General features: G+C 51.4%; 25 protein-coding genes. 2 read left to right on the forward strand and 23 right to left on the reverse strand.

Going from position 1 to position 20,580, the window contains the following annotated elements; genetic code table 11:
* Window positions 1-36: 36 nt before the first annotated feature.
* Genes AAGJ81_07980 through AAGJ81_07990 form a run of 3 tightly spaced genes read right to left on the reverse strand, consistent with a single transcriptional unit; the run spans window position 37 to window position 2,785 of the window.
* Window positions 37-813, reverse strand: a complete 777-nt coding sequence (locus AAGJ81_07980) for a heme ABC transporter ATP-binding protein (protein ID MEM0966068.1) — start codon at window positions 811-813, stop codon at window positions 37-39.
* The gene (locus tag AAGJ81_07985; protein MEM0966069.1) at window positions 810-1,904 is read right to left on the reverse strand and encodes an iron ABC transporter permease; all 1,095 of its coding nucleotides are present in this window, start codon (window positions 1,902-1,904) and stop codon (window positions 810-812) included. The genes AAGJ81_07980 and AAGJ81_07985 overlap by 4 nt, the downstream gene beginning before the upstream one ends.
* 14 nt (window positions 1,905-1,918) lie before the next feature.
* Window positions 1,919-2,785, reverse strand: a complete 867-nt coding sequence (locus AAGJ81_07990; protein MEM0966070.1) for an ABC transporter substrate-binding protein — start codon at window positions 2,783-2,785, stop codon at window positions 1,919-1,921.
* 169 nt (window positions 2,786-2,954) lie between these two features.
* Here AAGJ81_07990 and AAGJ81_07995 point away from each other — a divergent pair, with 169 nt between their 5' ends.
* Window positions 2,955-3,929, forward strand: coding sequence for a purine nucleoside permease (locus AAGJ81_07995; protein ID MEM0966071.1), 975 nt, complete (start codon window positions 2,955-2,957; stop codon window positions 3,927-3,929).
* Here the strand turns inward: AAGJ81_07995 and AAGJ81_08000 are convergent.
* The 9 genes from AAGJ81_08000 to AAGJ81_08040 all read right to left on the reverse strand — a co-directional run bounded on the left by AAGJ81_08000 (window position 3,895) and on the right by AAGJ81_08040 (window position 12,671).
* Window positions 3,895-4,248, reverse strand: coding sequence for a lycopene cyclase domain-containing protein (locus AAGJ81_08000; GenBank protein MEM0966072.1), 354 nt, complete (start codon window positions 4,246-4,248; stop codon window positions 3,895-3,897). The two genes, AAGJ81_07995 and AAGJ81_08000, sit on opposite strands and share 35 nt — an antisense overlap.
* 12 nt (window positions 4,249-4,260) lie before the next feature.
* Window positions 4,261-4,653, reverse strand: coding sequence for a DUF721 domain-containing protein (locus AAGJ81_08005; protein MEM0966073.1), 393 nt, complete (start codon window positions 4,651-4,653; stop codon window positions 4,261-4,263).
* A 625-nt stretch (window positions 4,654-5,278) separates the two neighbouring features.
* The gene (locus tag AAGJ81_08010; protein MEM0966074.1) at window positions 5,279-6,259 is read right to left on the reverse strand and encodes a glucose-6-phosphate dehydrogenase assembly protein OpcA; all 981 of its coding nucleotides are present in this window, start codon (window positions 6,257-6,259) and stop codon (window positions 5,279-5,281) included.
* Window positions 6,260-6,286: 27 nt separating this feature from the next.
* Window positions 6,287-7,834: a glucose-6-phosphate dehydrogenase gene (gene zwf, locus AAGJ81_08015; GenBank protein MEM0966075.1), complete on the reverse strand. Its 1,548-nt coding sequence runs from the start codon at window positions 7,832-7,834 to the stop codon at window positions 6,287-6,289.
* Between the two features lie 9 nt (window positions 7,835-7,843).
* Entirely contained in the window at window positions 7,844-8,401 is a 558-nt protein-coding gene (locus AAGJ81_08020; GenBank protein MEM0966076.1) for a YraN family protein, read from the reverse strand.
* A 106-nt stretch (window positions 8,402-8,507) separates the two neighbouring features.
* Window positions 8,508-8,951, reverse strand: coding sequence for a hypothetical protein (locus AAGJ81_08025; protein MEM0966077.1), 444 nt, complete (start codon window positions 8,949-8,951; stop codon window positions 8,508-8,510).
* Window positions 8,952-9,038: 87 nt separating this feature from the next.
* Window positions 9,039-10,937, reverse strand: coding sequence for a malectin domain-containing carbohydrate-binding protein (locus AAGJ81_08030; protein ID MEM0966078.1), 1,899 nt, complete (start codon window positions 10,935-10,937; stop codon window positions 9,039-9,041).
* A 162-nt stretch (window positions 10,938-11,099) separates the two neighbouring features.
* A complete protein-coding gene (yaeI, locus tag AAGJ81_08035; protein ID MEM0966079.1) occupies window positions 11,100-11,981 on the reverse strand; it encodes a phosphodiesterase YaeI in 882 nt (293 codons plus the stop codon).
* A gap of 48 nt (window positions 11,982-12,029) precedes the next feature.
* Window positions 12,030-12,671, reverse strand: a complete 642-nt coding sequence (locus AAGJ81_08040; protein ID MEM0966080.1) for a hypothetical protein — start codon at window positions 12,669-12,671, stop codon at window positions 12,030-12,032.
* A 114-nt stretch (window positions 12,672-12,785) separates the two neighbouring features.
* Here AAGJ81_08040 and AAGJ81_08045 point away from each other — a divergent pair, with 114 nt between their 5' ends.
* Complete coding sequence (locus tag AAGJ81_08045) at window positions 12,786-12,926, forward strand: hypothetical protein (protein MEM0966081.1); 141 nt, start codon at window positions 12,786-12,788, stop codon at window positions 12,924-12,926.
* Window positions 12,927-12,981: 55 nt separating this feature from the next.
* Here AAGJ81_08045 and AAGJ81_08050 read toward each other — a convergent pair whose 3' ends face one another.
* The 11 genes from AAGJ81_08050 to AAGJ81_08100 form a co-directional block, all read right to left on the reverse strand.
* On the reverse strand, window positions 12,982-13,599 hold the full coding sequence (locus AAGJ81_08050; GenBank protein ID MEM0966082.1) for a PEP-CTERM sorting domain-containing protein: 618 nt from the start codon (window positions 13,597-13,599) through the stop codon (window positions 12,982-12,984).
* Between the two features lie 91 nt (window positions 13,600-13,690).
* Window positions 13,691-14,131: a hypothetical protein gene (locus AAGJ81_08055; protein ID MEM0966083.1), complete on the reverse strand. Its 441-nt coding sequence runs from the start codon at window positions 14,129-14,131 to the stop codon at window positions 13,691-13,693.
* 70 nt (window positions 14,132-14,201) lie between these two features.
* The gene (locus tag AAGJ81_08060; protein MEM0966084.1) at window positions 14,202-14,639 is read right to left on the reverse strand and encodes a hypothetical protein; all 438 of its coding nucleotides are present in this window, start codon (window positions 14,637-14,639) and stop codon (window positions 14,202-14,204) included.
* A gap of 450 nt (window positions 14,640-15,089) precedes the next feature.
* A complete protein-coding gene (locus tag AAGJ81_08065) occupies window positions 15,090-15,428 on the reverse strand; it encodes a hypothetical protein (GenBank protein ID MEM0966085.1) in 339 nt (112 codons plus the stop codon).
* A gap of 951 nt (window positions 15,429-16,379) precedes the next feature.
* The gene (locus tag AAGJ81_08070) at window positions 16,380-16,970 is read right to left on the reverse strand and encodes a PEP-CTERM sorting domain-containing protein (protein ID MEM0966086.1); all 591 of its coding nucleotides are present in this window, start codon (window positions 16,968-16,970) and stop codon (window positions 16,380-16,382) included.
* Between the two features lie 329 nt (window positions 16,971-17,299).
* Window positions 17,300-17,596 carry a barstar family protein gene (locus AAGJ81_08075; protein MEM0966087.1) on the reverse strand — a complete coding sequence of 99 codons (297 nt, stop codon included), beginning with the start codon at window positions 17,594-17,596 and terminating at the stop codon, window positions 17,300-17,302.
* Window positions 17,597-17,680: 84 nt separating this feature from the next.
* Window positions 17,681-18,211 carry an HXXEE domain-containing protein gene (locus AAGJ81_08080; GenBank protein MEM0966088.1) on the reverse strand — a complete coding sequence of 177 codons (531 nt, stop codon included), beginning with the start codon at window positions 18,209-18,211 and terminating at the stop codon, window positions 17,681-17,683.
* Between the two features lie 508 nt (window positions 18,212-18,719).
* Window positions 18,720-19,244 carry a hypothetical protein gene (locus tag AAGJ81_08085; protein ID MEM0966089.1) on the reverse strand — a complete coding sequence of 175 codons (525 nt, stop codon included), beginning with the start codon at window positions 19,242-19,244 and terminating at the stop codon, window positions 18,720-18,722.
* Window positions 19,245-19,290: 46 nt separating this feature from the next.
* Complete coding sequence (locus AAGJ81_08090; protein ID MEM0966090.1) at window positions 19,291-19,593, reverse strand: type II toxin-antitoxin system RelE/ParE family toxin; 303 nt, start codon at window positions 19,591-19,593, stop codon at window positions 19,291-19,293.
* 380 nt (window positions 19,594-19,973) lie between these two features.
* Window positions 19,974-20,105 (reverse strand): type II toxin-antitoxin system HicA family toxin, encoded by a 132-nt coding sequence (locus AAGJ81_08095; protein MEM0966091.1) that lies wholly within the window; start codon window positions 20,103-20,105, stop codon window positions 19,974-19,976.
* A gap of 24 nt (window positions 20,106-20,129) precedes the next feature.
* On the reverse strand, window positions 20,130-20,321 hold the full coding sequence (locus AAGJ81_08100; protein ID MEM0966092.1) for a type II toxin-antitoxin system HicB family antitoxin: 192 nt from the start codon (window positions 20,319-20,321) through the stop codon (window positions 20,130-20,132).
* Window positions 20,322-20,580 lie beyond the last annotated feature (259 nt).

The following is a 20,580-nucleotide window of genomic DNA, read 5'->3' on the forward strand; positions in this document are numbered from 1 at the left end:
CGGTCTTCGCGACCGATGCTACCATTTCTCACACTCTTATGGAGAGTCCAAAACCAGCAGACGGTGGTCGCCTGCGTCGATCCATCTGGAGTGCACATGATAGACTTTGTCGACCAGCTCAGACTGTAGCACCTCTCTCGGTGGACCGGAGGCCACCGCCCGTCCTTCGGATAGCATGGTAACCTTGTCGGCGTGGTGCATAACCTGATTCATGTCGTGGAGGACAAGGAGAACTGCGGACCCGGCATCAGCCCATTGGCGGGCAATTTGGAAGACCATTTGTTGGAAGGTCAGATCAAGGCTGGAAGTGGGTTCGTCCAAAAGAAGAATTTTTTCGGCAGGATCGTCGAGTTGTGCGAGGATTCTTGCCAAATGCACTCGTTGTTTCTCTCCACCGGAAAGGTGGAGATAGCCTTCGGAGGCACGATCAGCGAGTGCAACGATTTCCAGGGCGTGCTGTATGGCTTCTTTTTTTTCTTCTCTCCGGTCGAGGTATGGAATTCGACCAATCCCGACTACCTCCTCAATCGTAAATGGAAAAGAGAGCGACGAAGTTTGTGGGAGGCAGGCGCGTTTCTTTGCAAGGTCGTTGGCTTCCCACTCTCCGAGCTCACGTCCATCGAGCTCAACGGTCCCTTCGTTGGCCTTGTTCTCGCCGGTAAAGACGCGGAGCAGAGTACTCTTTCCCGCACCGTTGGGACCCGCCAGCACCTGAATTTCTCCAGCCTTGAGGTCGAGGTCCACCCCTTCGACCAGCGTCTTCTTGCCAGCGCGAACGGTTATACCGCGAGCTTTAAGAACTGCCTCATTCATGTTCCGCCAAGAGAGGCACCGCCTTTTCTTGCCCCTAAAAGGAGAGCAAGGAAGAAAGGTCCACCGAGCAACGCGGTCAGGATACCGATCTGCAGTTCAGCCGGCGCGACAACCGTCCGCGCACAGAGGTCTGCCGCCACCAGGACCACGGCCCCCAAAAGTGCCCCCGCTGGAAGGAGGAAGTTGTGGTCGGGGCCGAAGACGGTGCGGATCATGTGGGGAACCACGAGACCGACAAAGCCGATGATTCCGCAAAAGGCTACGGTCACCCCAACCATTAGGGCACTGACGATGATCACCAGTCTTTTCATTCGCTGGATAGAGACACCGAGATGGACTGCCTCGGCTTCCCCGAGAAGGAAAGCGTTCAAGGAACGTCCTTGTCTCAGCGAAATTGCCACACCGGGGATAATGAACAACGCGAGGATTCCAGTGCTTGTCCAATTCGATCCCCCAAGACTGCCGAGGGTCCAAAAGGTGACGGACCGCAGCTGTGCATCGGTCGCAAAAACCGTAAGCATGAGACCAACAAATGCTCCGCCGATCGCATTGACGGCGATTCCCGTCAGCAACATTGCCGGAACATGGGTTTTCCCCCGAACGAGGGAAACCCGGTAGATTAAAAAAGTTAGGCCGATCGCTCCGCCCATTGCGCAGAGCGGAAGAACGAAAGCACCGGCGCCCATTCCGAGGTCGAGATTGGGGAATAGGAGCGGAAATCCGACTATGGCTAGAATCCCACCCATCGCACCTCCGCTGGAAACGCCGATCAGCGCGGGATCCGCAAGAGGGTTTCTAAAGAGTCCCTGCATCAGGGTTCCTGCAAGCGTCAGAGCGGTTCCCACCAAAAGACCAGCGACCAGGCGGGGTAGGCGGATCTCTCGGATTACAGCTTCCTGAAGGCCGAACGCTGCAGACGAATCAGTCCAGGTGGAAAATGCGCTCCAGATAGAGCCCCAATCGGTCTCAACTGCACCTGTAGTGAGGTAACCGAGTCCGAGAGCAACGATAGCAACTACAAGGAGAACGAGTGCAGCAGGCCGGAACGCCCGGATGCCTTTTCCCTCACCCGCCTTCAGTAGCTTACTCAACTCTCTCGCGCCATCTACTCGCTGGGATCGGGATGGACGAACTCAGACCACCGCTGCGCGGCTTCGCCAAGACGGGGTCCAAAGGTAAGGTCATCCAAAGGAACGCCGTAGACCGCCCCATTTTGAATGGCACCAACTGCTCCGAGGGCACGACTTTCCCGGAGGGCTTCAACATCCTCTGGCGTGCCTCCATGGCCCGGCGACATACCGATGATGATTACGTCCGGGTTCATTTGTACCAAACCCTCCCAAGAGACGGGTCGAAACCCCTTGAATTCAGTGGCCGCGTTTTGACCTCCCGCCAACTCGATGAGGGCGTCTGCCCGAGACTCCAGCCCCCCGGCCATCCCGGCCGAAGAAAGAGTAGGGGGCTGCAGAAAGAAAAGAACTTTGGGTCGGGCATCTGTTCCGGAATACCGTGAACGCACCATCTCAAGATCAGCATCAATTTCAGCAAGAACCCTGTCGCCCTCGGCATTCATGTTGAGTTCGGTGGCAACACTGCGGACAGAAGACCTCAGGTCTTCAACGGAATTGGGGTCGGGTAGCCATACTACCGGAACTTCGAAGCGTTCCATCATTTGGCGGGCAGGAGGTGGTCCGAGTGCTCCGGTGGCCACAACCAATGTGGGTTCAAACGAAAGAATTCCCTCCGGTGAAATATTCCGAACATAGCCTACCTGAGGAAGCATGCGGACTTTTGGAGGAAAGGTGCTTGATGTGTCCACCGCGACAATAGAATTCCCCGCCCCAAGGGCGAAAACAATCTCGGTTGCCGCTCCGCCAACAGTTACAATTCGCGGCGCTTCTGCCTCTACACTGACTGAGAATAAAAAGGTGAGAGCAAGAACTGATAACCTGCAGAGTTTGAATAATTTCATATCAGCCATCCAGCGGAATCATCGACTGAGACAGCGGCATGACAAGCCCAATTTTGCAATTGAGTCTCAAGTCGTGGCCTGGATTAGGAAAGTGAAATTTAAGATGCGCTCTTGGCCTGGATGCTCCTAGTCTTCACCCTGTTGGGCTCTAGCGTCAGTGCATTCCTAAATGATGAAGCCTAAAATCGTTTTGATCACCCACTTTGAGCCTACTGATGGGCGCGAAGGTGAGCTGAGCCGTTTTGTAAGCGGATTGGGTTTGGAACCGTTGCGGGGAAAACGAGTCAGTGCTCTTGGCGGACTTTTCGTAAACCCGGATCGAACGATACTTGCGATGGTCAGCGGGGTGGGGGCCGTTCAGTCTGCTGCGAAAGTGGTTGCTGTGGGGATGGCAGGAAACACCGACCTGAGCGAATCACTTTGGCTGATTTCGGGAATTGCCGGAGGGGATCCGGACACGTGTTCACTCGGGAGTCCGGTCTGGGCAGACTGGTGTGTAGACGGTGACTTAGCTTGGGAAGTCGACTCGAGGGAGATACCGGACGATTGGAGCACGGGGATCTTACCATTGGGATCGAGTGCACCCTTTCAGGAGCCAGCTGGGGCTCAAGGGGTCTTTGGTCAGCGATACGAGAAATTTGAACTACCGGAGGAGGTTTGTAGGTGGGCGTTTGAAGTATCCAGTCGGGTTGAATTAGAAGAGTCGGAAGAGTGCGTTGTGGAAGGGAAGCGCTATGAAGAGAGCCCTAAAGCATCTGAAGGTCCAAGCGTGAGAGTTGGTGCAACTCTTTCGGCTGTTCGTTTCTGGCATGGGGAGAGGATGAATGCCTGGGCTCAGGAGTGGGTCACATTGTTCACAAAGGGACGGGGTATCTTTCACACATCGAGTATGGAAGACAGTGGAACGCTCTACGGGATCCGTGATTTGTCTCAGATGGGACTGGCTGACGCAAATCGGGTTCTGCTCCTGAGAGCAGTGAGTAATTTCACCCGTCCTCCACGTGGGCATTCGGCTATTTCGACCCTACTTTCGGGGGATGGAGACGAAGCTTACTTCCCTGGATATCAACTCGCCTTGGAAAACGGCTACAGGGCAGCTTTGGCGATCATCAAGGAGTGGTTGCAGAAGGAGCCTTCTTTGTAGGTAAAAAGAACAGGCACACCAAGCAAACCATCGTCGCTTCGATCAAAAAAAAGGAGTATTCCTCGAAGGGGATGTGTCCGACCCATGGGGTCTGATCCGCAAGGTGCGAAAGCGGGTAACCGAGAGAAACCCCTTCCCCAAATCCCCAGATCCCGAGGTAGACTGCGTAGTTATCCCACGGGGTAGTGAAGGCGAATACGATCAGACAGAGACCCAACCAGCTAAAAATGTGAGCCATCGTTATCCGCTTCCGCAGGAGCACGACTAGAACGGCGATGATTGGAAGGGTGAAAATAAGGTGGTATTGCCAGTAGGTCATAGTGGTATTTCCTCATCCACCCCGAAGGAGCAGGTTCTTGATCAATCCGCAGCCGGGTAGCTCGTGTATTTTGCGAAGGATCTGTCTCTTGCGAAGCGCAAGCTCCTGGCGGAGGACTGGATTCGGTGCGAAAACGACTAAGGTGCCATCTTTCTCGAGTCGCCCCGGAGTGCACCGTTGGGCGTAGTCGGATCCGACTAGGTGTGCCCAGTTTTCGAGAATAGCTGTTTCTGGTCTTTCCCCTTGGTTGAGGGTCATTCGGGAGATGAGCTTGTCTAGAAGTGGGGCTAGAGACCGGGGGCTACGTTTTTTGCGAATAGGATTGCGGGGGTGGCCGCGGAAACGGTCAATCAATGCGAGATCCTCGGAGGAAAATGGCGGACGGGATGGTTTCGTAGGTTGCATCAAACAATATCGATTCTCTCTAGTCCACTGATCACGCCAGGAATGTGGAAATTGGGCGGGAACATGGCGAACACCACCGGTCCCATGGCTCACCGAGAAAACCACTGAGTATTGGCTCCATCCGATCTGTGAAGGAACTCACCATCTCTCTACTCTCCATTGGTTGAAACCGCGAGACCGCTCTGAGGGGTTCCTATCTTCCGAGCTTTCTTCGCAAAAGCAGTCCAGTTGACGAATCGCTCGGTTTCCCGAACTGAGGGTCCAATTGGGCTCGTGCCAGCAGTTGCCATTTAGAAAGGTGCAGTGGAAATTTATCTGAACTGGGGAGACGGTAACCGATAGAAAAACAGTCTGCAAGCTTGTGAGTGAGAGGAGAGCCTCACTTGATTGGGTTTGAAGGGATTTGCCTGCTTGCAGCATCGCAGAATTAGGTCATGTTAGTATCCAAAATCCAAAGACGTCCTTCTTAGCCATCGCAAGGTGAGACACAGTTGCTCTAGCCTTGGGCGGAACATTTCTTTTAAGTGTTGTTAGCCGATCGGGCAACCTAGCCACCACAGCTCCAGAGATGGTCGGGCGCCCAACTTTCCAGCGGGTATACTTTCGAAGCTGCCTTTTGTTGAGTCTAAAAGAAAACTGCCTCACTCAACGCATCCCGCGGAGGGAGAAGGTGTGCTTTGAACGGCCAGTCAGTGGGAGAGCCGTCGTCAAACTTGGCGGTGAGTAGACCGCGCCCTTCACTAAATCGCAAATCAAACGCAAACTGATGGTCGGAGTTCTCGATCACCCATTCGCCGAAGATGCGGTCGGGTTCCCCTTTGAGGGGGGTAAGCTCTTCGTTTAGGGACAGGTTTGGGTCCGCGGTTTCGAGACACTGCTTCATCCATGCGGAAAGGTTATACGCTTCTCCGCTTAGAGGTTCTCCGTGAGTAATTTTGATTCCTTTGACTCCAGCAGCCAGCGCCTCCGGTGGGAATCCGCTCAAATACTGGCCGACGGATTGTCGAATGGGAAGAAGTCTCGCAGAAGCCAGGTCTTTGACGCGACTGGGATTCTTCCAAGGAAGCTGGCAGAAATCGGTGTGTTCTACCGAGCTGTCAAAAAGGATATGCTTGGCCCCGCGGGTGAAAGAGAGGTAGTGGTCGCTGATTCGTTCGGAGGGAACCCGGTGGAACCAGTGGCAGGTCGGCAGATCACTTTCCAGCCAGATCGATATCTGGTTCTGCAAATCCCCCTTTTCATTCGGAGGATAGCCTAGCATGAGAGCTTCGCAGCAGCACATGGTTCGCGGAGTATTGCCGATATAGCACTGCGCAAACAACTTAGCCTCAAGAAAACGATCCGAGGCATTCTCTTCCTCGGGGCAGAGAACGATTATGCGACAGGGATAACGCTGGCTAAAGTGGATGGCTTCTTCGAAGCGCGCACGTGCGTCCTGCACCGTCGTTTGAAGACCGAAGTGCAGGATAAAATTCATTTGTGAGGCGCGAAATTCGGAAGGGGCTCCAGAGCCTTCACGGCCGGGTTGCCACATCTGGCCAAGCTGCCGGTTCACTTCGGCAACAGGCAGGGTGATTCCCGGCAAGGTTTCGAGGATAGGTGTCACGGGTATGCGATTGTTTGAGGATTGATCCTAGGGCCCTGAGCGACGCCACTCATGCTTGTTCTCCCATAGTAGACGTTCTGCAGCGAGAGGTCCCCAGGAGCCTGCGTTGTAGCTTTCCAGACCGGTTTTGCCGTTGGCAGCCCAACTCTCGAGGACGGGTGTGATCAGCGACCAGGAAGCCTCGGTTTCGTCCCCGCGAATAAAGAGCGTAGAATCACCAACCATGGCATCCATGATCAGGCGTTCGTATGCCTCAGGTGTATTGGATCCAAAAGTCGCCGCATAACGGAAGTGCATCTTCACCGGTTGGGTTCTCGTTTCGAGTCCGGGGATCTTCGAATTCAGAAGAAGAGTGAGGCCTTCGTCCGGCTGGATACCGATCACCATAGTGTTCGAAGCCAGATCGAACCGGTCTCCTTCGCTGAAAAGGATGCCGGGGGGCCTTTTGAACTGCACGGCAATTTCACTGACCCGTCTGGCAAGGCGCTTCCCGGATCGCACGTAAAAGGGCACTCCCTTCCAGCGCCAATTGTTGATCGACAAGCGAAGGGCCACATAGGTCTCAGTGAAAGACTCCTGGGGAACATCCTGTTCCGACAAATAGCCTTTCACTTTCTCGCCCTCGATCAAACCCTCGTCATACTGGGCACGGACCACGTCGCCCCCCTCCGGATTGGCATTGGGGACCTGAATGGCCTTCAGCACTTTGACCTTCTCATCCCGGATGGCTTCCGGATCGAGGGAAACGGGTGGCTCCATCGCGGTGAGAGAGACGAGTTGCATCGCATGATTCTGGATCATGTCACGCAACGCACCGCTGGAATCGTAGTAACCGGCGCGGGTCCCCACACCCAAATCCTCGGCCACCGTAATTTGCACCGACTCGACGAATTGGCGGTTCCAGAGCGGTTCGAAGATGCTGTTTCCGAAACGCTGTACCAAGAGATCCTGCACCGTTTCCTTGCCTAGGTAGTGATCGATGCGAAAGACCTGATTCTCCGAAAAGTCCCGCGAGAGCGTCTCGTTGAGAGCCCGTGCACTGGTGAGGTCGCGACCAAATGGTTTTTCAATAATGATCTTGGACTCGCAACGGGTGCGGAGATTATGACGAGCCAGACCGCTTTTTCCCAAATTTTCGAGGATGGGGGTAAAGACGTTGGGCGGTGTGGAAATGTAGAAAAGAAACTGGGTATCCCGTCCGATCTCCTTTTCAATTTTCAGGAGAATCTGAGAGAGTTCCTCGAAAGCTTCAGGGCTATCGTATCCGCCTGCATGGTAATGGATGTTTGAGCGAATGCGGTTCCATACCTCCGGGTTGAGCTCACGACGAGAATGGTCTTCAATCGCAGTTGTTGCGATCTGTTGGAATTCTTTGTCGGGGATGGGTTTTCTTCCGAAGCCGACAAAGTGAAAATCAGAAGGGAGAAGGTTGTCCAACCCGAGATTGTAGAGGGCCGGGATTAACTTGCGGGCAGTCAAGTCGCCGGAAGCGCCAAAGATTACGATGGCGGTGGGAGGAGCCCCACGATGCTTGCTAAGACCCTGAAGAAAAGGATGACGGCTATCTGATTCCATGAAGTGATTCTAAGAGTGTGTAGGACGGTCCTGTTTATGAAAAATCGGAACGTGCTCAAAGTGCCGGAGATCACCGACAGCACCGTTATTGAGTTCCACCTCAACGATGTCGAAACGAAAATGGCGGGGATAGGGACGGGTGCGTTTCAAATAAGCGAGAGCGCAATTGCGAAGAGTGTCGCGCTTTTTCTGGTTCACGGAGTGGTAGCCGGAGACCAGCGCTCCTACAGCCCGCGCCCTGACTTCGACAAAGACCATCGTTTCCCGGTCGACGGCAATGATGTCGATCTCGCCCCGCCCAAAGCGCCAGTTTCGCTCTAGAATACGAAACCGTTTCTCGGTCTTTAACCATTTGGCGGCAGCATCCTCGGCGGCATCCCCCGCCTTCTGCTTCTCAGTCCGCTGGTCCTCTGGAGCGGGCCCGAAGGCGGACCGGATGCGATTCAAAACCCCACTGAACATGAAGATTCCTAGAGAATCACGGTATTCCGCAATGTTGTGGTCTTGCGAGGTATGAATTGTGGGAATCCTTTCGAGAAAAGTAGAGCACGATGCGAAACTCATCATTCGTGCTTGGCTCCCTACCGTCGACTTCTATTCGGCGAAACTTAATCGATGCGATAAGGTCATTCATTTCTTTTCCCAATACGAAGACTAAACAACCAGACTGCGTTCAGTCCTTCTGCAGGTTGAAGGGGTTCCCAGGGACATTGACTTTGCTGTCCGCATCATTAGGTTCTGCTTTCTCATTCTCAAGAGTTGCAGGCATGAGAATGACCCCGCCTTTTGTGATCAAAATGTCTGCATTGATTTCGTCGGCAATTAGGGCGACCACTTCAATCCACGCGACATTTTCTCTCTCGAAAGTTAACCTCTTTTCTAGTTTGGCCTCATCCATCCCAAGGGCTTTGATTTCTAGGGTAGAGGTCATGCCATCGCCAAGTCCTCGGATTAACTGACTTATCGGGGCATCTTTTGCGGTGAACTTTGGGATGCGACCTTGAAACGCTGTTTGAACCGTCCATTCATAAGAGATTGTCTCTGGGAAGACCCAGTCCATCGCACAAATCGGAGTAGAAGATGCCACGGCAAAAAGAATGACGGTGAGTTTCTTCATCGTTTTCCTGGAACAATACTTGTTCGACGAAAGTCAGTATAATAGAAATATCCTACCAGAATCCGCATTCGCCTAGCTAAAATTGTTTCAGGGGACTTCGAAAACGACAATAGCGTTGATCAGTGGATTGTTGCTGGAGGCGGTGACAACGATATCGAGGGAGTCGTCGGCAACAGTTGAGGAGAAAACCAAGTCGACAGCCACCCATTTCCCCGGTGCAACTTCATGGATGTCAAAATCATCCAGTCTTAGCTGACCTTCGATGGAGAGATCGAATACGCGACTGTTGTCGGTGGAGAAAAATGTTTCCGCGAATTGTAGGAGAACGAGGTAGTTTCCATCGTCCACGGGTATCGAGTAACCAGTGAAGGTGCTGTTTTTTGATCGCGCAAAGTTGTAGAGGAGATCATCTTCGGTTCCCGCAACAGAGTTGCCCGGGAACTGGTCCGCGCCGCCCCCGACGAAGTAGATATCAGAAACATACTCGATCCCGGACAGCGCCGAATAATCACCACCGCCGCTGTTGATCGCAATCACGATATCCGAATCTTCGAATACCACGACCTTGGCAGTGTCGAGGGCGCTTGTGCCGCTGGCGTCGGACGCTTCAATCGACAACTCATAGGTACCGGCGGCGGAGAAAGTCGCAGTCGTTTGGAGTGATTCGTCATCGCTGAACGTCACGGTTCCCGGACCACTTTCCTTCGACCAGGATGTGGTTGTGGCGTTCGCAGCAGTTGCCTCGAGGAAGGCACTACCGGACAATGCAATCCACTGGTCGCGACCCGCATCAGCGGTCGGTTCCTCAGATGTCGCAGTTGCAGGTTTAGAGACGAGACGGACGAACCAAGCCTCTGAACCGGGGTCCGGGACAACCCGAACGGTGACCCGCTCACTCTCCCCATCTGGTTGAGCCGCACTCCCAACTTCTTCGACGAGTGCTGATTCGATTCTCCACTCACCGGATGCGAGAGTGGTGCTATGCTCTAGTGCAAAGAGGGAATTCCTCGCTGTGTAGTTAAAACCGTCTGAACCGCTGCCGTCCAGCCACTGGCGAAACGAAATTTGGAAGTCTTGCGGGTCACCAGACTCAATCCGTAAGTCGAACCACTCTTTGGAATTCCCATAATCGCGAGCGAGAAAGCGAACGAGGCGACGGAGAATTTCCCGATTGTCCTCCATGTCGATGTCGGATCCGGGGCCATTGTTCCATAGCGGCTGGCGGTCGAATATTGCCATGACGTGACCCTCTCCAACCTCAGCAAGTGCGATGGCAGCCCAATCTGGATTGGAAATCGTTACGTTTACACTATCGATGTTCAAATTGCCTCCGGAGGCTCGATTCTCTGACCTAAAAGGAATAACGACCTCGGCCACGCCGAGAGGATCAACGGCTATCGGCGAGACCCCTTCACCTTCAAAAATCAACTGCGGGTAGACCACAGGATTCGAGGCGTCTGCATCAGCGAAATATCCGCGGGTTCCGCCACCTTGATCCACAGTAACCTGCATACCATAATTCGACAAAATTGAATTTACCGCACTCTGTCCTACTGAGTTTTTAATACCCACCAAACTAAACAGTCCACCGGCTGCTGAGTCGCTGTACAGCAGAATACCACCCCCGGCTTGAATCCAATCATCGAGAACTGCTTGCTCAGTTGGGGCCCAAATTCGTTGGTGCAGGCCGAAAATGACGACGTCGTATTGGGCTAGAAAGGCCGCGTTGAAATTGAGGGTGCGATCATAGTGTTGCTCGATGGTGTAACCTTCTCCTTCCACTATGCCCTTAAAGACCGATAGGCCAGTGTTGCCGGGATCAGTCAGCAACATTTGATCATAGGGAGCAGCAGCGCCGGACGGAATCGTTCCATCAGCAGCAACGTCTCCGTAAATATAAGCGACTCGTTTATTCGCCATCAAATGAGAGCAAAGAACGAGGCAGTATATAATTGGTAGTGCGGTTTTCTTGAAGCGGGTGAACATGGGCGTTTTTCAATCAGACCTTTCGCCGGTTGGCCCAAGGGTTTTCTTACAGAGGTCAATAGTGGGATTATCGATCCTCGAATAGAATCTCAATCACATTCGTGGTTTGCGTCTTGCCGAAAGTGAGTATCGCCGGTGCACTCCTCGGGAGCGTTCTCGAGGTCAACTACTTCGGAAGGTTGGTTCTGGTCGGGATTTCGGTAGTAGATGAAGTAGACTAATCTCCGGTCGGCAGTTGATTCTCAGTCCGTGGAGATTTCCGACTCCTCTGGTGATGTGAACATACTTGCTATCAAATTGCCGTAGTCCCTCTGGAAAGGATTTGTCTTTTACGGGCAGAAATGGCCGATAATCGACCAGAGGAATCACCAACTGTCCTCCATGGGTGTGCCCACAGAAAAGAACATCCCAGTCCAACTTTTGAAGGAGGGATTTGGAATCAGGGTTGTGGGAAAGGACTAACAACGGGTTCTCCGTGTCTCTTTTCGCTTTCAGCACCTGTCCAGGTTTGCAGTCCTCTGACCAGAGGTCACCCAGGCCAACGATCGTTAGCCTCTCTCCACGAACATGAACCTCCATTTTCTGATTGAATAGGAATTCAATGCCGCTTGTGCGTAGAAGATCCGCGACCTTGTCAAAATTGGGGTAACCGTAAGTTCTCGCCGCCCATCGACCCCCGTCGTGGTTACCGATACAGGCAAAGGTAGGCATCCGGGCTGACAACTTGGTCAGGATTCTTTGATACTCTGCAGGATCGAGTAACTCAGAGGTGATGTAGTCACCGGTGAGCAAAGCAAGGTCTGGATTCATAGCGAGCGACTGATCCACAGCAGCTTCAATGGTTTCATAGCTCACATCTGGAGAGGCATGGAAGTCTGATAGGTGCAGAGCCTTCAAGGGCTTTCTGAGGCGCGAAAGAGGGATAGTCTTTTCGGTAGCTTCAAGGTTCTCTGGTTCAACGAGTCTCATCTGTAGTCCAGCCGCAATTGCGCTCAATGAAAGGCCGGCGCCGCTCGCAAGAAAGACTCTACGGGATACTTTCATGTGGAGGTTGAGGAGAGAGCTGTCGGTCTTGGAAGTGATTTGGGCTATTCAGGCTATTGTAGGCCTTTGGATCCTCATCTTTCGGAATAACCAGATCGCCAGAAAAACTGCGGGGATAGAGATGTAAAAGTACTTCACGAAGAGAAACGGAAGCGCGAATGCGAAAAAAGCGAGACTACCGAGAAAGGGAGTCCAGAAATTCGGGTTCCGTGGTTGGATCCATCCTTCGCTTTTCAGTCCCGCTTCTTTGAGAGCATCTGCAAATTCCTTGGCCGTAAACGGACCAACAGGTTCGTCAGTGCTCTTAGGGATGAGAAAGAAGAACTCTCTATGAGGGTCCACCTTTTCAAGAGTGTCTCCCTCGAACCGGTTTCTCGGAGTTCGGCCGAGGGTTCGGGCCAACAAATAATTCTCATTCATCTGGTAACCAACAACTGGTCCTACGTCCTCATACATCTGTGGGTAGAAAATGAGGCCTCCTCCCTTCTTCCCGATACAAACCTCAAGACTATTGGCTCGGAGCACCTCGTAGCCGTCTCCGATATCCAGCGTGTAGTCCGTCCATCCAGCACCGGTTGCCAGGCTAAAGCTGCCGAGCAGGATCAAAAACGGGCAGAGAATCTTCAGCCCGGCTAAACCATGGAAATGCTCGCTGTGGCGGGTCCGTTCGTTCTTTTCCCTTTCTCGCATGGTTTCACCTTACATCCCGAGTATGGAGAGAGTGTGAACGCTGGATGGAAAAGACTGAAAAAATCCCTTCTTTCTGGTCAAATGGACCGCCTTACCTACGAGGGACAAAGCTGAATGATTCGCAGGATAGTCGGTTGGGCGAATCGGATCGAGCAGCGCAGCCTGGTTCAACGCTCCGATTTCTACCGGGACGCCCTTGGCCTGCCATTCACTTTGGCGGGAGCACCTCCAATTCTGGTTGAGGCTTCGGACTGACCTCCGGCTTCGACTCGGTAGCGGTAGCGGGTTGGTTAGCGCAGTCTGGTTCGACTCAGGCAGTTCTCCTACGCCGGAGAACAACGAATCCTAACCCTCCTAGTCCTAGAAGGAGAGCCGATGATGGCTCAGGAATAACTGTTATTGTGATTTGTTCGTCCACGCCCCCAGATCCCCAAGTTCCAGTGACAGATTGACCGACCACCAATCCCAGTGACGCTATCGTAGTCCCATTGAAGATGGCTGTTTCATCCACTGTTCCAGACAATTCTCCGGCTGGTGCGGCAAACCTCGGGCTCGGGTTGGATTCAGTTCCATCAAAATCGACCCACACAGGAATATTTGTTGTAAGGCTAGAACTGGGAAATACGTCAGAGGTCCCGCTGAGAATGCCTGAAAAGCTGGCTGCATACCTTACCCCGTCGAGTCCAGCATTAAAACCAAATGCATTCAAAGTAGGCGCAACGGCGGCATCCGTTCCAAGAGAACCTGTTCCAATACTGGTTGCGTTGGTAACGTCAAAACTACCTGTGGCCCTCAAAGTCAGGTTGATGCCGTCATCAGAAATCGTCATTAAAATCCCACCATGCGCCCCCCCTGCGAGCGATCCATAAGCAATTAGAGTGGCAGCGAGGGTGGCCACTTGTGTGTGCTTTATTCTCGTAAAGAACATGTTGCCAAGTATAGGCAAAAGATAGGCACCTGACTCTGGGACTCAAGCACAACTTCCGGGCGCATATCCTCGGGTAGACCGCCTCCTCTGATTAGGCGGATTTGAGTCCGACTTCATCGTGAGAGTAAAACACAAACCGTTGCCCCGATGCCCCGAGAACGTAACAATCCCAAAGCATGAGCACTGCATAGATAACTGTGGAAACCGTGGCATCAAATTCTTTCTTCTGGATAAGTTGGCAGGGTAACTCAGCAAGCTTTTCTGAAATCCCATAAGAGAGTCGAAACTGTTGAAAAAGATGCTCCCACTGGCCAGACGGCCACACGCTCCAATCATTGAGCCAAACACAGGTTTCTTCTTCATCGCAAAAGGCGCGCATGTGACCTCGAACCAACGCCACTCGAGCGCCTGCGTCCTCCGGGATGGAGAATTTTTCTGTGGTAGGAATGAGTGAAGGCAGTCCACCCGAATCTATCTCAAAATCATGGGCCTCGCACCACTCTTTTGCTGCTGTCTTGTCAATAGCCTTCATCTTACTCTGAACGATGAGGTGTCTCAAGACTGTAGCGCGGAGCCCGAACGGAACTAAGACCACCGCCCGGTCAGGCCTCCCTGTGTAGTGTTACAGTGATCTTGCCATTCATGAAAGTAACCCTCTCTTCCTCAAATGAAACAGTCCAGCCATCATCGACTTTCGCGCCCGTGATATCGGCTCCCTTCAATTGATCTCTGTGGACATAGCTGATACCAAGGAAGCTCTTTCTGTAGGCAACTGGGATTAATACCCTTTCTCGATCAAAGCTCACCATGAATTTAGATGACCATATTCGATTTTTCCCTTCACTGACTTCCCGCGGGAGGTCAACGATAACGTAGTCGCTTGCAAACAAGGGTACTCCGGTGCTCCCCTGTATTTTTGCCCCACCTTCTTGCTGATAGGTAACACTCCAACCGCAAGGAACAATTGGAGCTACGAACAGAAGAGCTCCTGTGACGCAGATCAGAAATGCGATAAGAGCAGTGACTATCAGTTTCTTCATTCTATCGCCTAGCGTCGAAGCTAGGCGACCCAGCCCGATAGGTCCAGCGTTCTGTGGGTTTTCGATTTCACGGGCGAGTTCATCGAGTTGGCAACGCCTTTTCGTTAAGAGTGGTTTAGCTGAGTAGAAAATAATGGCCATGAAGTATGAATGGCCATTATTTTCATTCCCTTCGATTCAGCTGTTCTTTGATCTCTCGTAATTCGGCGGTGATTTCATCCAGTTTTTCATTCTTTTCTTTGCTCCATTTGGAAATCTTCGACCAGATAACGAAGGGGAGCGAAAGAAGGGCAACTATGAGGATTGTATTTATTACCTGACCAACCACGAATGGATCTGTCTGTGCCATGATGTGATTCATATGCTTCTCTGAACGGAAAGCACTATCGAGACTGAAGCGCGGAGCGCGAAGGGAGTTGATAGCTATGACTGGAACTACGGTTCATTTTTCTACTGTTCGATTTGAGTAGTATTGATGGTTTGTGGTTCTTCGCTGTTCATAATTGATTTTCGTTCATTCTTAAGTGCTAGGAAGGCGATTGGAGATAGGATTAATCCGAAATAGACTGGATACGCTGCTATGAAATACGGAAAATCAACTACTGCAGGCGTTAGATACTTCGTCTCCATGTGAAGCATGAAGGGAAGAATTATGGGTAGAGCTAGGTAGTGTGCCGAGTGATCAATAAAGCTGGGGACTCGATCCGGCCAGATGTGAATCACTAGAGTGCAATAAGCCGAACAAGCGAGGATCGCTAAATAGTAATGGTGCAGTCTAATGCTGTTCATTCTTTCTGTAGATCGTGGAGGCTAGGCGACCCGGCCTGAGGGGTCCAAATTCCAATAGCTTATCGATTTCACTGGTGCCTTCATTGGGTTGCCTACGCCGGCTGGATATGGCCCCGAATGCTTCTTGTCTATACATTCCGTTACATCGGAACCACCGATGAACACCGATAAACACTGATCCCGTGGGAATGATCCTGATACGATTCTTTCATTCCCTTTTTCTCTCTCTTATCCGTGTCTATCCGATTTATCCGTGGTTCAAACTCTTCTCTTTCCCATATCGTGGAGGCTAGGCTATCCGGCCTGAGAGGTCCAGAGTTCTGTAGGTTACCGATTTTACTGGCACGTTTATCGGGTTGCCTACGCCGTTTGACTCTACTCACTCGTGTCTCTTTGAAGTCTTAGAGATTCCTCTCTTCCCCTCAGAAGACTTTAGACTTAATCCATATCGCCATGGGGATAGCTAAAACTGCCTGATACGTCCAGAATAGGTGGGGTGTTAGCCCAAGGGCCGGAAACAAAAAGAATCCAATAATCCAAAGTCCGGTAAAGATGAGGGCCGGTTTTAACCCTATATTTACGGCCGTAAGACCGACGCATGTCCAGAAAGCGACTAGTATGATGATACCCATTTTGTTGTTCTGGTAGAACGCTACAGTAAAGTTATCCCGGTAAAAAACCTGACTGGGAACAGGAATCTTTGCAGATTTGTCCCAGATCGTCGATCGCGAGGAAAGCTTCTACGATTTGTTCTGTTTCCGCAAACCTCGCTCGGATCTCCTTCACCCATCTACCACACATAAATTCGCTTCAAGAAATCGTCCCCGTACTCTGACCTAAGAACCCTCTACTCGCACCACCAGGCAAAACTCACAGGTCCATAGGCACACAGTCGTGTCGGGAAAAGAGGCAAAGGCTTAGCGAATAGACCGCCTGAAAAGCAAATTTATATCAGTTGCGTATGCGGCGCCGGAGAGTGACAAACGCCAAGGCAGCAATTCCGAAAATGATGGCGTAGGTAGTGGGTTCGGGAACTTGCGTCACATTAATGGATGTCACGTTGAGTGTTCGGCCAAAGCCAATGTTTACGAGGCTAAGATTCGTTTCCCCGGAAAGAGTGACCGAGAATTGATTGAATTGGTTGTCTGTGGAGTCCCCGAGAGCGTAGGTGTAAGTCGGGGTGGCGCTGCCGAAGAAAACGCTGATCGATCTGCTTTCACTACCCGATGCGAAGGTTTCGACTGTGACGTTGTATTTGCCGGGTGCGAAAGGTTCAGCATAGGTCAGTGCGGAGACTGTACCAACAGCCACAAAGCCATCTCCAGTGAAAGGTGCTCTGAAATAATCGACAAACCCGCCTGTGGCTCCAAATGGACCAATGTTCCAATTGCCTTCGAAAAAGCTTGTCGGATCTCCTGCGAGGATTCGTCCGCCATTCGTTCCATCACCGTAGCTGTTAAAATCTTCGACCAGGTTGATTACACTGGCCGAGAGAGGTGCTGTGGATACGCAACATAAAAGAGCAAGAATGAGGGAGCGCATATTACTGTTGGTGCTGCGGCAGGATTACCAATGGGAATTTGCTTTTAGACAGCGACAGTCGCCGGGAGAGAGGATTGACGGGAGAGAGGGCGCGGCAACAAAACTGCAACGTTGGAGGTCCGAGACTACTTCACTCAAGTTCCTGATCACCGTATGAATGTTGTCCAATTAATTTGTCGGAGTCGTCAACAACAATTTTGCCAATTTCATCCTCAGTCATCCTTTGAATCTTTTCAGAGCGTAGAGAGTAGGCACGCGAACCAGCGGACTCGAGCACAAGGCTGGGCGTGAGTCTCGGGTTGATTACTCGTCTTGTTCGCACTGCTCGGTCAAGAAGTCTCAAAGATCCCTCCATTCTCTTCCACTGATTCCCGAGCAATCTTCTCTACCGTTTCTCTAATTCTATCCATTTCTTCATTCTGCTTGGGGTTCCTTTTGAATCGAAAATGGTAAGGAGGCCCTTTTGGGTTGATGTCGCCAGTGACCCACGAATCTTGCAACGCATTCAAATTTCTTCCGTGCCATGCAGGAGATTGGCACTGAGGTAGAGCGGTATCGAAGAACTCTCCAATAGACGAAATCTGATTCCAGTCGATTTCGACTAGCGTCACCTCTTCAGATCTCATTTTTCAAAGTCGAGCAGCGAGGACCGGCGCGCCTTTAGGCGTTGTCCAGCTCCACGTTGTTTTGCTTTTGTGATTTGTTTTCAGCTAAGAAGGCCTCCGTGCGATGATCATTATCGCCGCGTGAAGAACGACAATGAGGATTGCCGAAGTCGCATGGACTACGGGTGTCGCTGGAATCGAAGCAAAAATCCAGACTGCAAGAGGTAGGAACAGTATCGAAGATGTCCAAAGTCCTGGATTGTATTTCCGAAACGCTACTGCCCAAACCACATGGACGAACCCATTGATTGCTAACAAGTAAGCCGCCAAAACGCCCCAACTAGAGGACTCTTTTGTTAGGTAAAAAGTGGCTAATAGCAAAAACCAAACAAAGATCACATTGATGATCCAGACATCAGACGGGGACAAACCCTTCTTGTCTGTTCCCACTAGGCCATTAAGAAAGTCCACAAACCGGTTGTCCTCGTGCTCTTCATATTGGTGGATCATGTAAACCGGAAGAGACAAGAATAGAGGTAGAGCAATCGACATCTCGATAAATGGATAAAGCCCAATAAGAAGTAGTGCGAGTGGGGGAGTTGCATAAACCCAGTTCTGAAATAGACGAGCAATCATATTACAATTCCAGATAGTAGCAGGTGGGGCAAAGGAAGTAGTCTTTCAGTTTGGCCAGGCATCCTGTGATTTCTTTCTCTGCAGAACGTGGAGGCTAGGCGACCCGGCCAGCGAGGTCCAGCGTTCTATTGGTTGTCGATTTCACGGGCGCGTTCATCGGGTTGCCTACGCCGACTGGTTCGAGCCGGAGTGGGTATGGCTCACGCCAAGACGCAAAGACCCGGAGTTGAGAGGCAGATCCAAAATGCAATTCTCTCACGGAGGCACGGAGCACACAGAGCTTGTTTCTCTCTGTGCCTTGGTGCCTCTGTGAGAAACTCTGTTCCATTCTGCTGTTATTCTTTTCAAGCAGTTGTATTCACTTCAATCACACGCAATCAGTACCTTGCTCAATTTCCTTTTTCTTTTCTCGAACGTCGAGGACAGGCAACCCGCCGGTGAGGCACCTAGTCCAGTTGATTTTTAGGATTTTCGGGCGTGTTCACTGGACTGCCTGCGTCGTCTTGTCCTATTTTGTCGCATCTGATTCCGGCGACATAGAACCGTTGAGGCGTTTTTCAACAGCTTTGAGTAGCCTTTCAGAATTCAGAAAATCTATATCTGACTCGACTAGTTTGGATGTGGACGGTGTATCAATGTTGATCTCCACATCCGAAGAGATCTCGAAAATGTGACTTTCAACCTTTCCATCTTTGAATGTAACTTCTTGTGTTCTCTCGGGGCCATCATCGATATGAATAAACGTAATCCTTGTTGCCAAGCCGGATTCGAAAGCAGAAAGGTAACCGTTCTTTTTCTCTTCGTCACCTTGCGCAAGAAACTCTGACAACTCTACCGCGCTCATTCCGAACGTGTCTCTCAACTCAATATAGTTCGATGGATACAAGATAAGCTCCAACCTCGGCTCCTGACTTTCTTCCCAAGGTCCAAAAAATCCTCTTTCAACTCTCTCGCTCAGCAAAAGAAAAAGCCCGATTGCCAAAACAATGGTTACCGCAATACCGGTTGCGAATCCGAAAACGAATTTTCTCATTCTTTGACTGAATGGTGAACAGTAGGTGCGAGCGGTAGCGAGTTGCCTATCCGGACTGGTTATCCCTGTTTTTCCAATAGTAGGGTCGACGTTTTAAGTGGGCCACGGCTACTACATAAATAATCGCGCCTTCCACTCTGAAAATGATCCCGTAGGGAAATCGGGGAGTAAGGAACCGCCGATAAGGATCGCGTATGACCCGCGAGGCCTCAGGAAACTTTTTGATCTCCTGAATCGACTCATAAAGAATCTGGATGAACGCACTGCCCAAGCCCTCAACCTCTCCTTCGTAATAGCGCTCGGCTTGGGCTACTTCCTCCCGAACTTCGGTAGCGAAGCGGACTTCCATCTAGCATCGCACGAAACCCCGAAAAAACTCTTCCTCGCTGAGTCCTGGATCAGATCCGCTTGCGAGCGCAGCAAACCGTTCCTCCGCAAGTGCAATCCATTCCGTCTCTAATTCACTTAATTCTTGATTGTGAACGCTTTGGAAGAGATGGTTCGCCAAAGTCTCTCGATCAGATGCAGAGAGATTTAAGGCCTTCTCTTCTATTTCTTTTAGCTCCGGCGACACGATTAAAACCTATCAGATATCAAACGACCGTCAATAGGCTCTTTTGTGGAGAACGTCGAGGAAAGACAACCCGCCAGTGAGGCCCTGAGTCCGTATGATCTTTAGAGTTTGTCGGGATGGACATCGGGTTGACCTGCTCCGCCTGGATGGCTCCCTCAGTCTTTCGATAGATCCCGGATGATCTTTCTTGCCAGCATCTCATTGATTTCTCTATGACGTGGAATCGGGTGAGTCGCTCCAGTATTGGGGTTGTGGTAGATGTCGTGTTTCCCTCCGTGCCGAAGCAATTCGCTTGATTAGATCCCTGCGCTTCACCCGACTTCGATTTCTTCCATTTTCTTGATTCCTGGAAGGTCGTGGATGGTGAATTCGTGGTATAAATCACGAAGGTGCGCTTTAAGATCCTCAAGGTTATCGCCTTGCGTCCAATGGTCGGGATAATCGTTCAAATACCCCAAATACTTTCCGTCTGATTCTTTCCAATAAGTGATCTGCGATTTCATGTTTTTAATGTGACTCGGGAACCAAAGAGTTCAATCGCCAAACTCTTCGTTCTTTTAGCCATTGCGGCCATCGCGAAGCGATGGACGCAATGTCGAGGCTAGGCGACCCGGCCTTGGAGGTCCAGCGTTCTGTGGGTTGTCGATTTCACGGGCGCTTTCTTCGGGTTGCCTACGCCGTTTTGTGTGTGCCCGGCATGGGCACGATGTAAACCGGGTTAAAGTCCCGCATAGTAAGAATCAGAATGAACGAACTATTACC

Source organism: Verrucomicrobiota bacterium (assembly GCA_038744685.1).
Taxonomy (GTDB): Bacteria; Verrucomicrobiota; Verrucomicrobiia; order Opitutales; family Puniceicoccaceae; genus Puniceicoccus.

Bases quoted from the DNA above. Each gene is read 5' to 3' on its own strand.
- AAGJ81_07980 (MEM0966068.1), bottom strand. From the start codon at position 813: ATGAATGAGGCAGTTCTTAAAGCTCGCGGTATAACCGTTCGCGCTGGC.
- AAGJ81_07990 (MEM0966070.1), bottom strand. From the start codon at position 2,785: ATGAAATTATTCAAACTCTGCAGGTTATCAGTTCTTGCTCTCACCTTT.
- AAGJ81_07995 (MEM0966071.1), top strand. From the start codon at position 2,955: ATGATGAAGCCTAAAATCGTTTTGATCACCCACTTTGAGCCTACTGAT.
- AAGJ81_08000 (MEM0966072.1), bottom strand. From the start codon at position 4,248: ATGACCTACTGGCAATACCACCTTATTTTCACCCTTCCAATCATCGCC.
- AAGJ81_08005 (MEM0966073.1), bottom strand. From the start codon at position 4,653: ATGCAACCTACGAAACCATCCCGTCCGCCATTTTCCTCCGAGGATCTC.
- zwf (MEM0966075.1), bottom strand. From the start codon at position 7,834: ATGGAATCAGATAGCCGTCATCCTTTTCTTCAGGGTCTTAGCAAGCAT.
- AAGJ81_08020 (MEM0966076.1), bottom strand. From the start codon at position 8,401: ATGATGAGTTTCGCATCGTGCTCTACTTTTCTCGAAAGGATTCCCACA.
- AAGJ81_08025 (MEM0966077.1), bottom strand. From the start codon at position 8,951: ATGAAGAAACTCACCGTCATTCTTTTTGCCGTGGCATCTTCTACTCCG.
- AAGJ81_08030 (MEM0966078.1), bottom strand. From the start codon at position 10,937: ATGTTCACCCGCTTCAAGAAAACCGCACTACCAATTATATACTGCCTC.
- yaeI (MEM0966079.1), bottom strand. From the start codon at position 11,981: ATGAAAGTATCCCGTAGAGTCTTTCTTGCGAGCGGCGCCGGCCTTTCA.
- AAGJ81_08040 (MEM0966080.1), bottom strand. From the start codon at position 12,671: ATGCGAGAAAGGGAAAAGAACGAACGGACCCGCCACAGCGAGCATTTC.
- AAGJ81_08045 (MEM0966081.1), top strand. From the start codon at position 12,786: ATGATTCGCAGGATAGTCGGTTGGGCGAATCGGATCGAGCAGCGCAGC.
- AAGJ81_08050 (MEM0966082.1), bottom strand. From the start codon at position 13,599: ATGTTCTTTACGAGAATAAAGCACACACAAGTGGCCACCCTCGCTGCC.
- AAGJ81_08055 (MEM0966083.1), bottom strand. From the start codon at position 14,131: ATGAAGGCTATTGACAAGACAGCAGCAAAAGAGTGGTGCGAGGCCCAT.
- AAGJ81_08060 (MEM0966084.1), bottom strand. From the start codon at position 14,639: ATGAAGAAACTGATAGTCACTGCTCTTATCGCATTTCTGATCTGCGTC.
- AAGJ81_08065 (MEM0966085.1), bottom strand. From the start codon at position 15,428: ATGAACAGCATTAGACTGCACCATTACTATTTAGCGATCCTCGCTTGT.
- AAGJ81_08070 (MEM0966086.1), bottom strand. From the start codon at position 16,970: ATGCGCTCCCTCATTCTTGCTCTTTTATGTTGCGTATCCACAGCACCT.
- AAGJ81_08075 (MEM0966087.1), bottom strand. From the start codon at position 17,596: ATGAGATCTGAAGAGGTGACGCTAGTCGAAATCGACTGGAATCAGATT.
- AAGJ81_08080 (MEM0966088.1), bottom strand. From the start codon at position 18,211: ATGATTGCTCGTCTATTTCAGAACTGGGTTTATGCAACTCCCCCACTC.
- AAGJ81_08085 (MEM0966089.1), bottom strand. From the start codon at position 19,244: ATGAGAAAATTCGTTTTCGGATTCGCAACCGGTATTGCGGTAACCATT.
- AAGJ81_08090 (MEM0966090.1), bottom strand. From the start codon at position 19,593: ATGGAAGTCCGCTTCGCTACCGAAGTTCGGGAGGAAGTAGCCCAAGCC.
- AAGJ81_08100 (MEM0966092.1), bottom strand. From the start codon at position 20,321: ATGAAATCGCAGATCACTTATTGGAAAGAATCAGACGGAAAGTATTTG.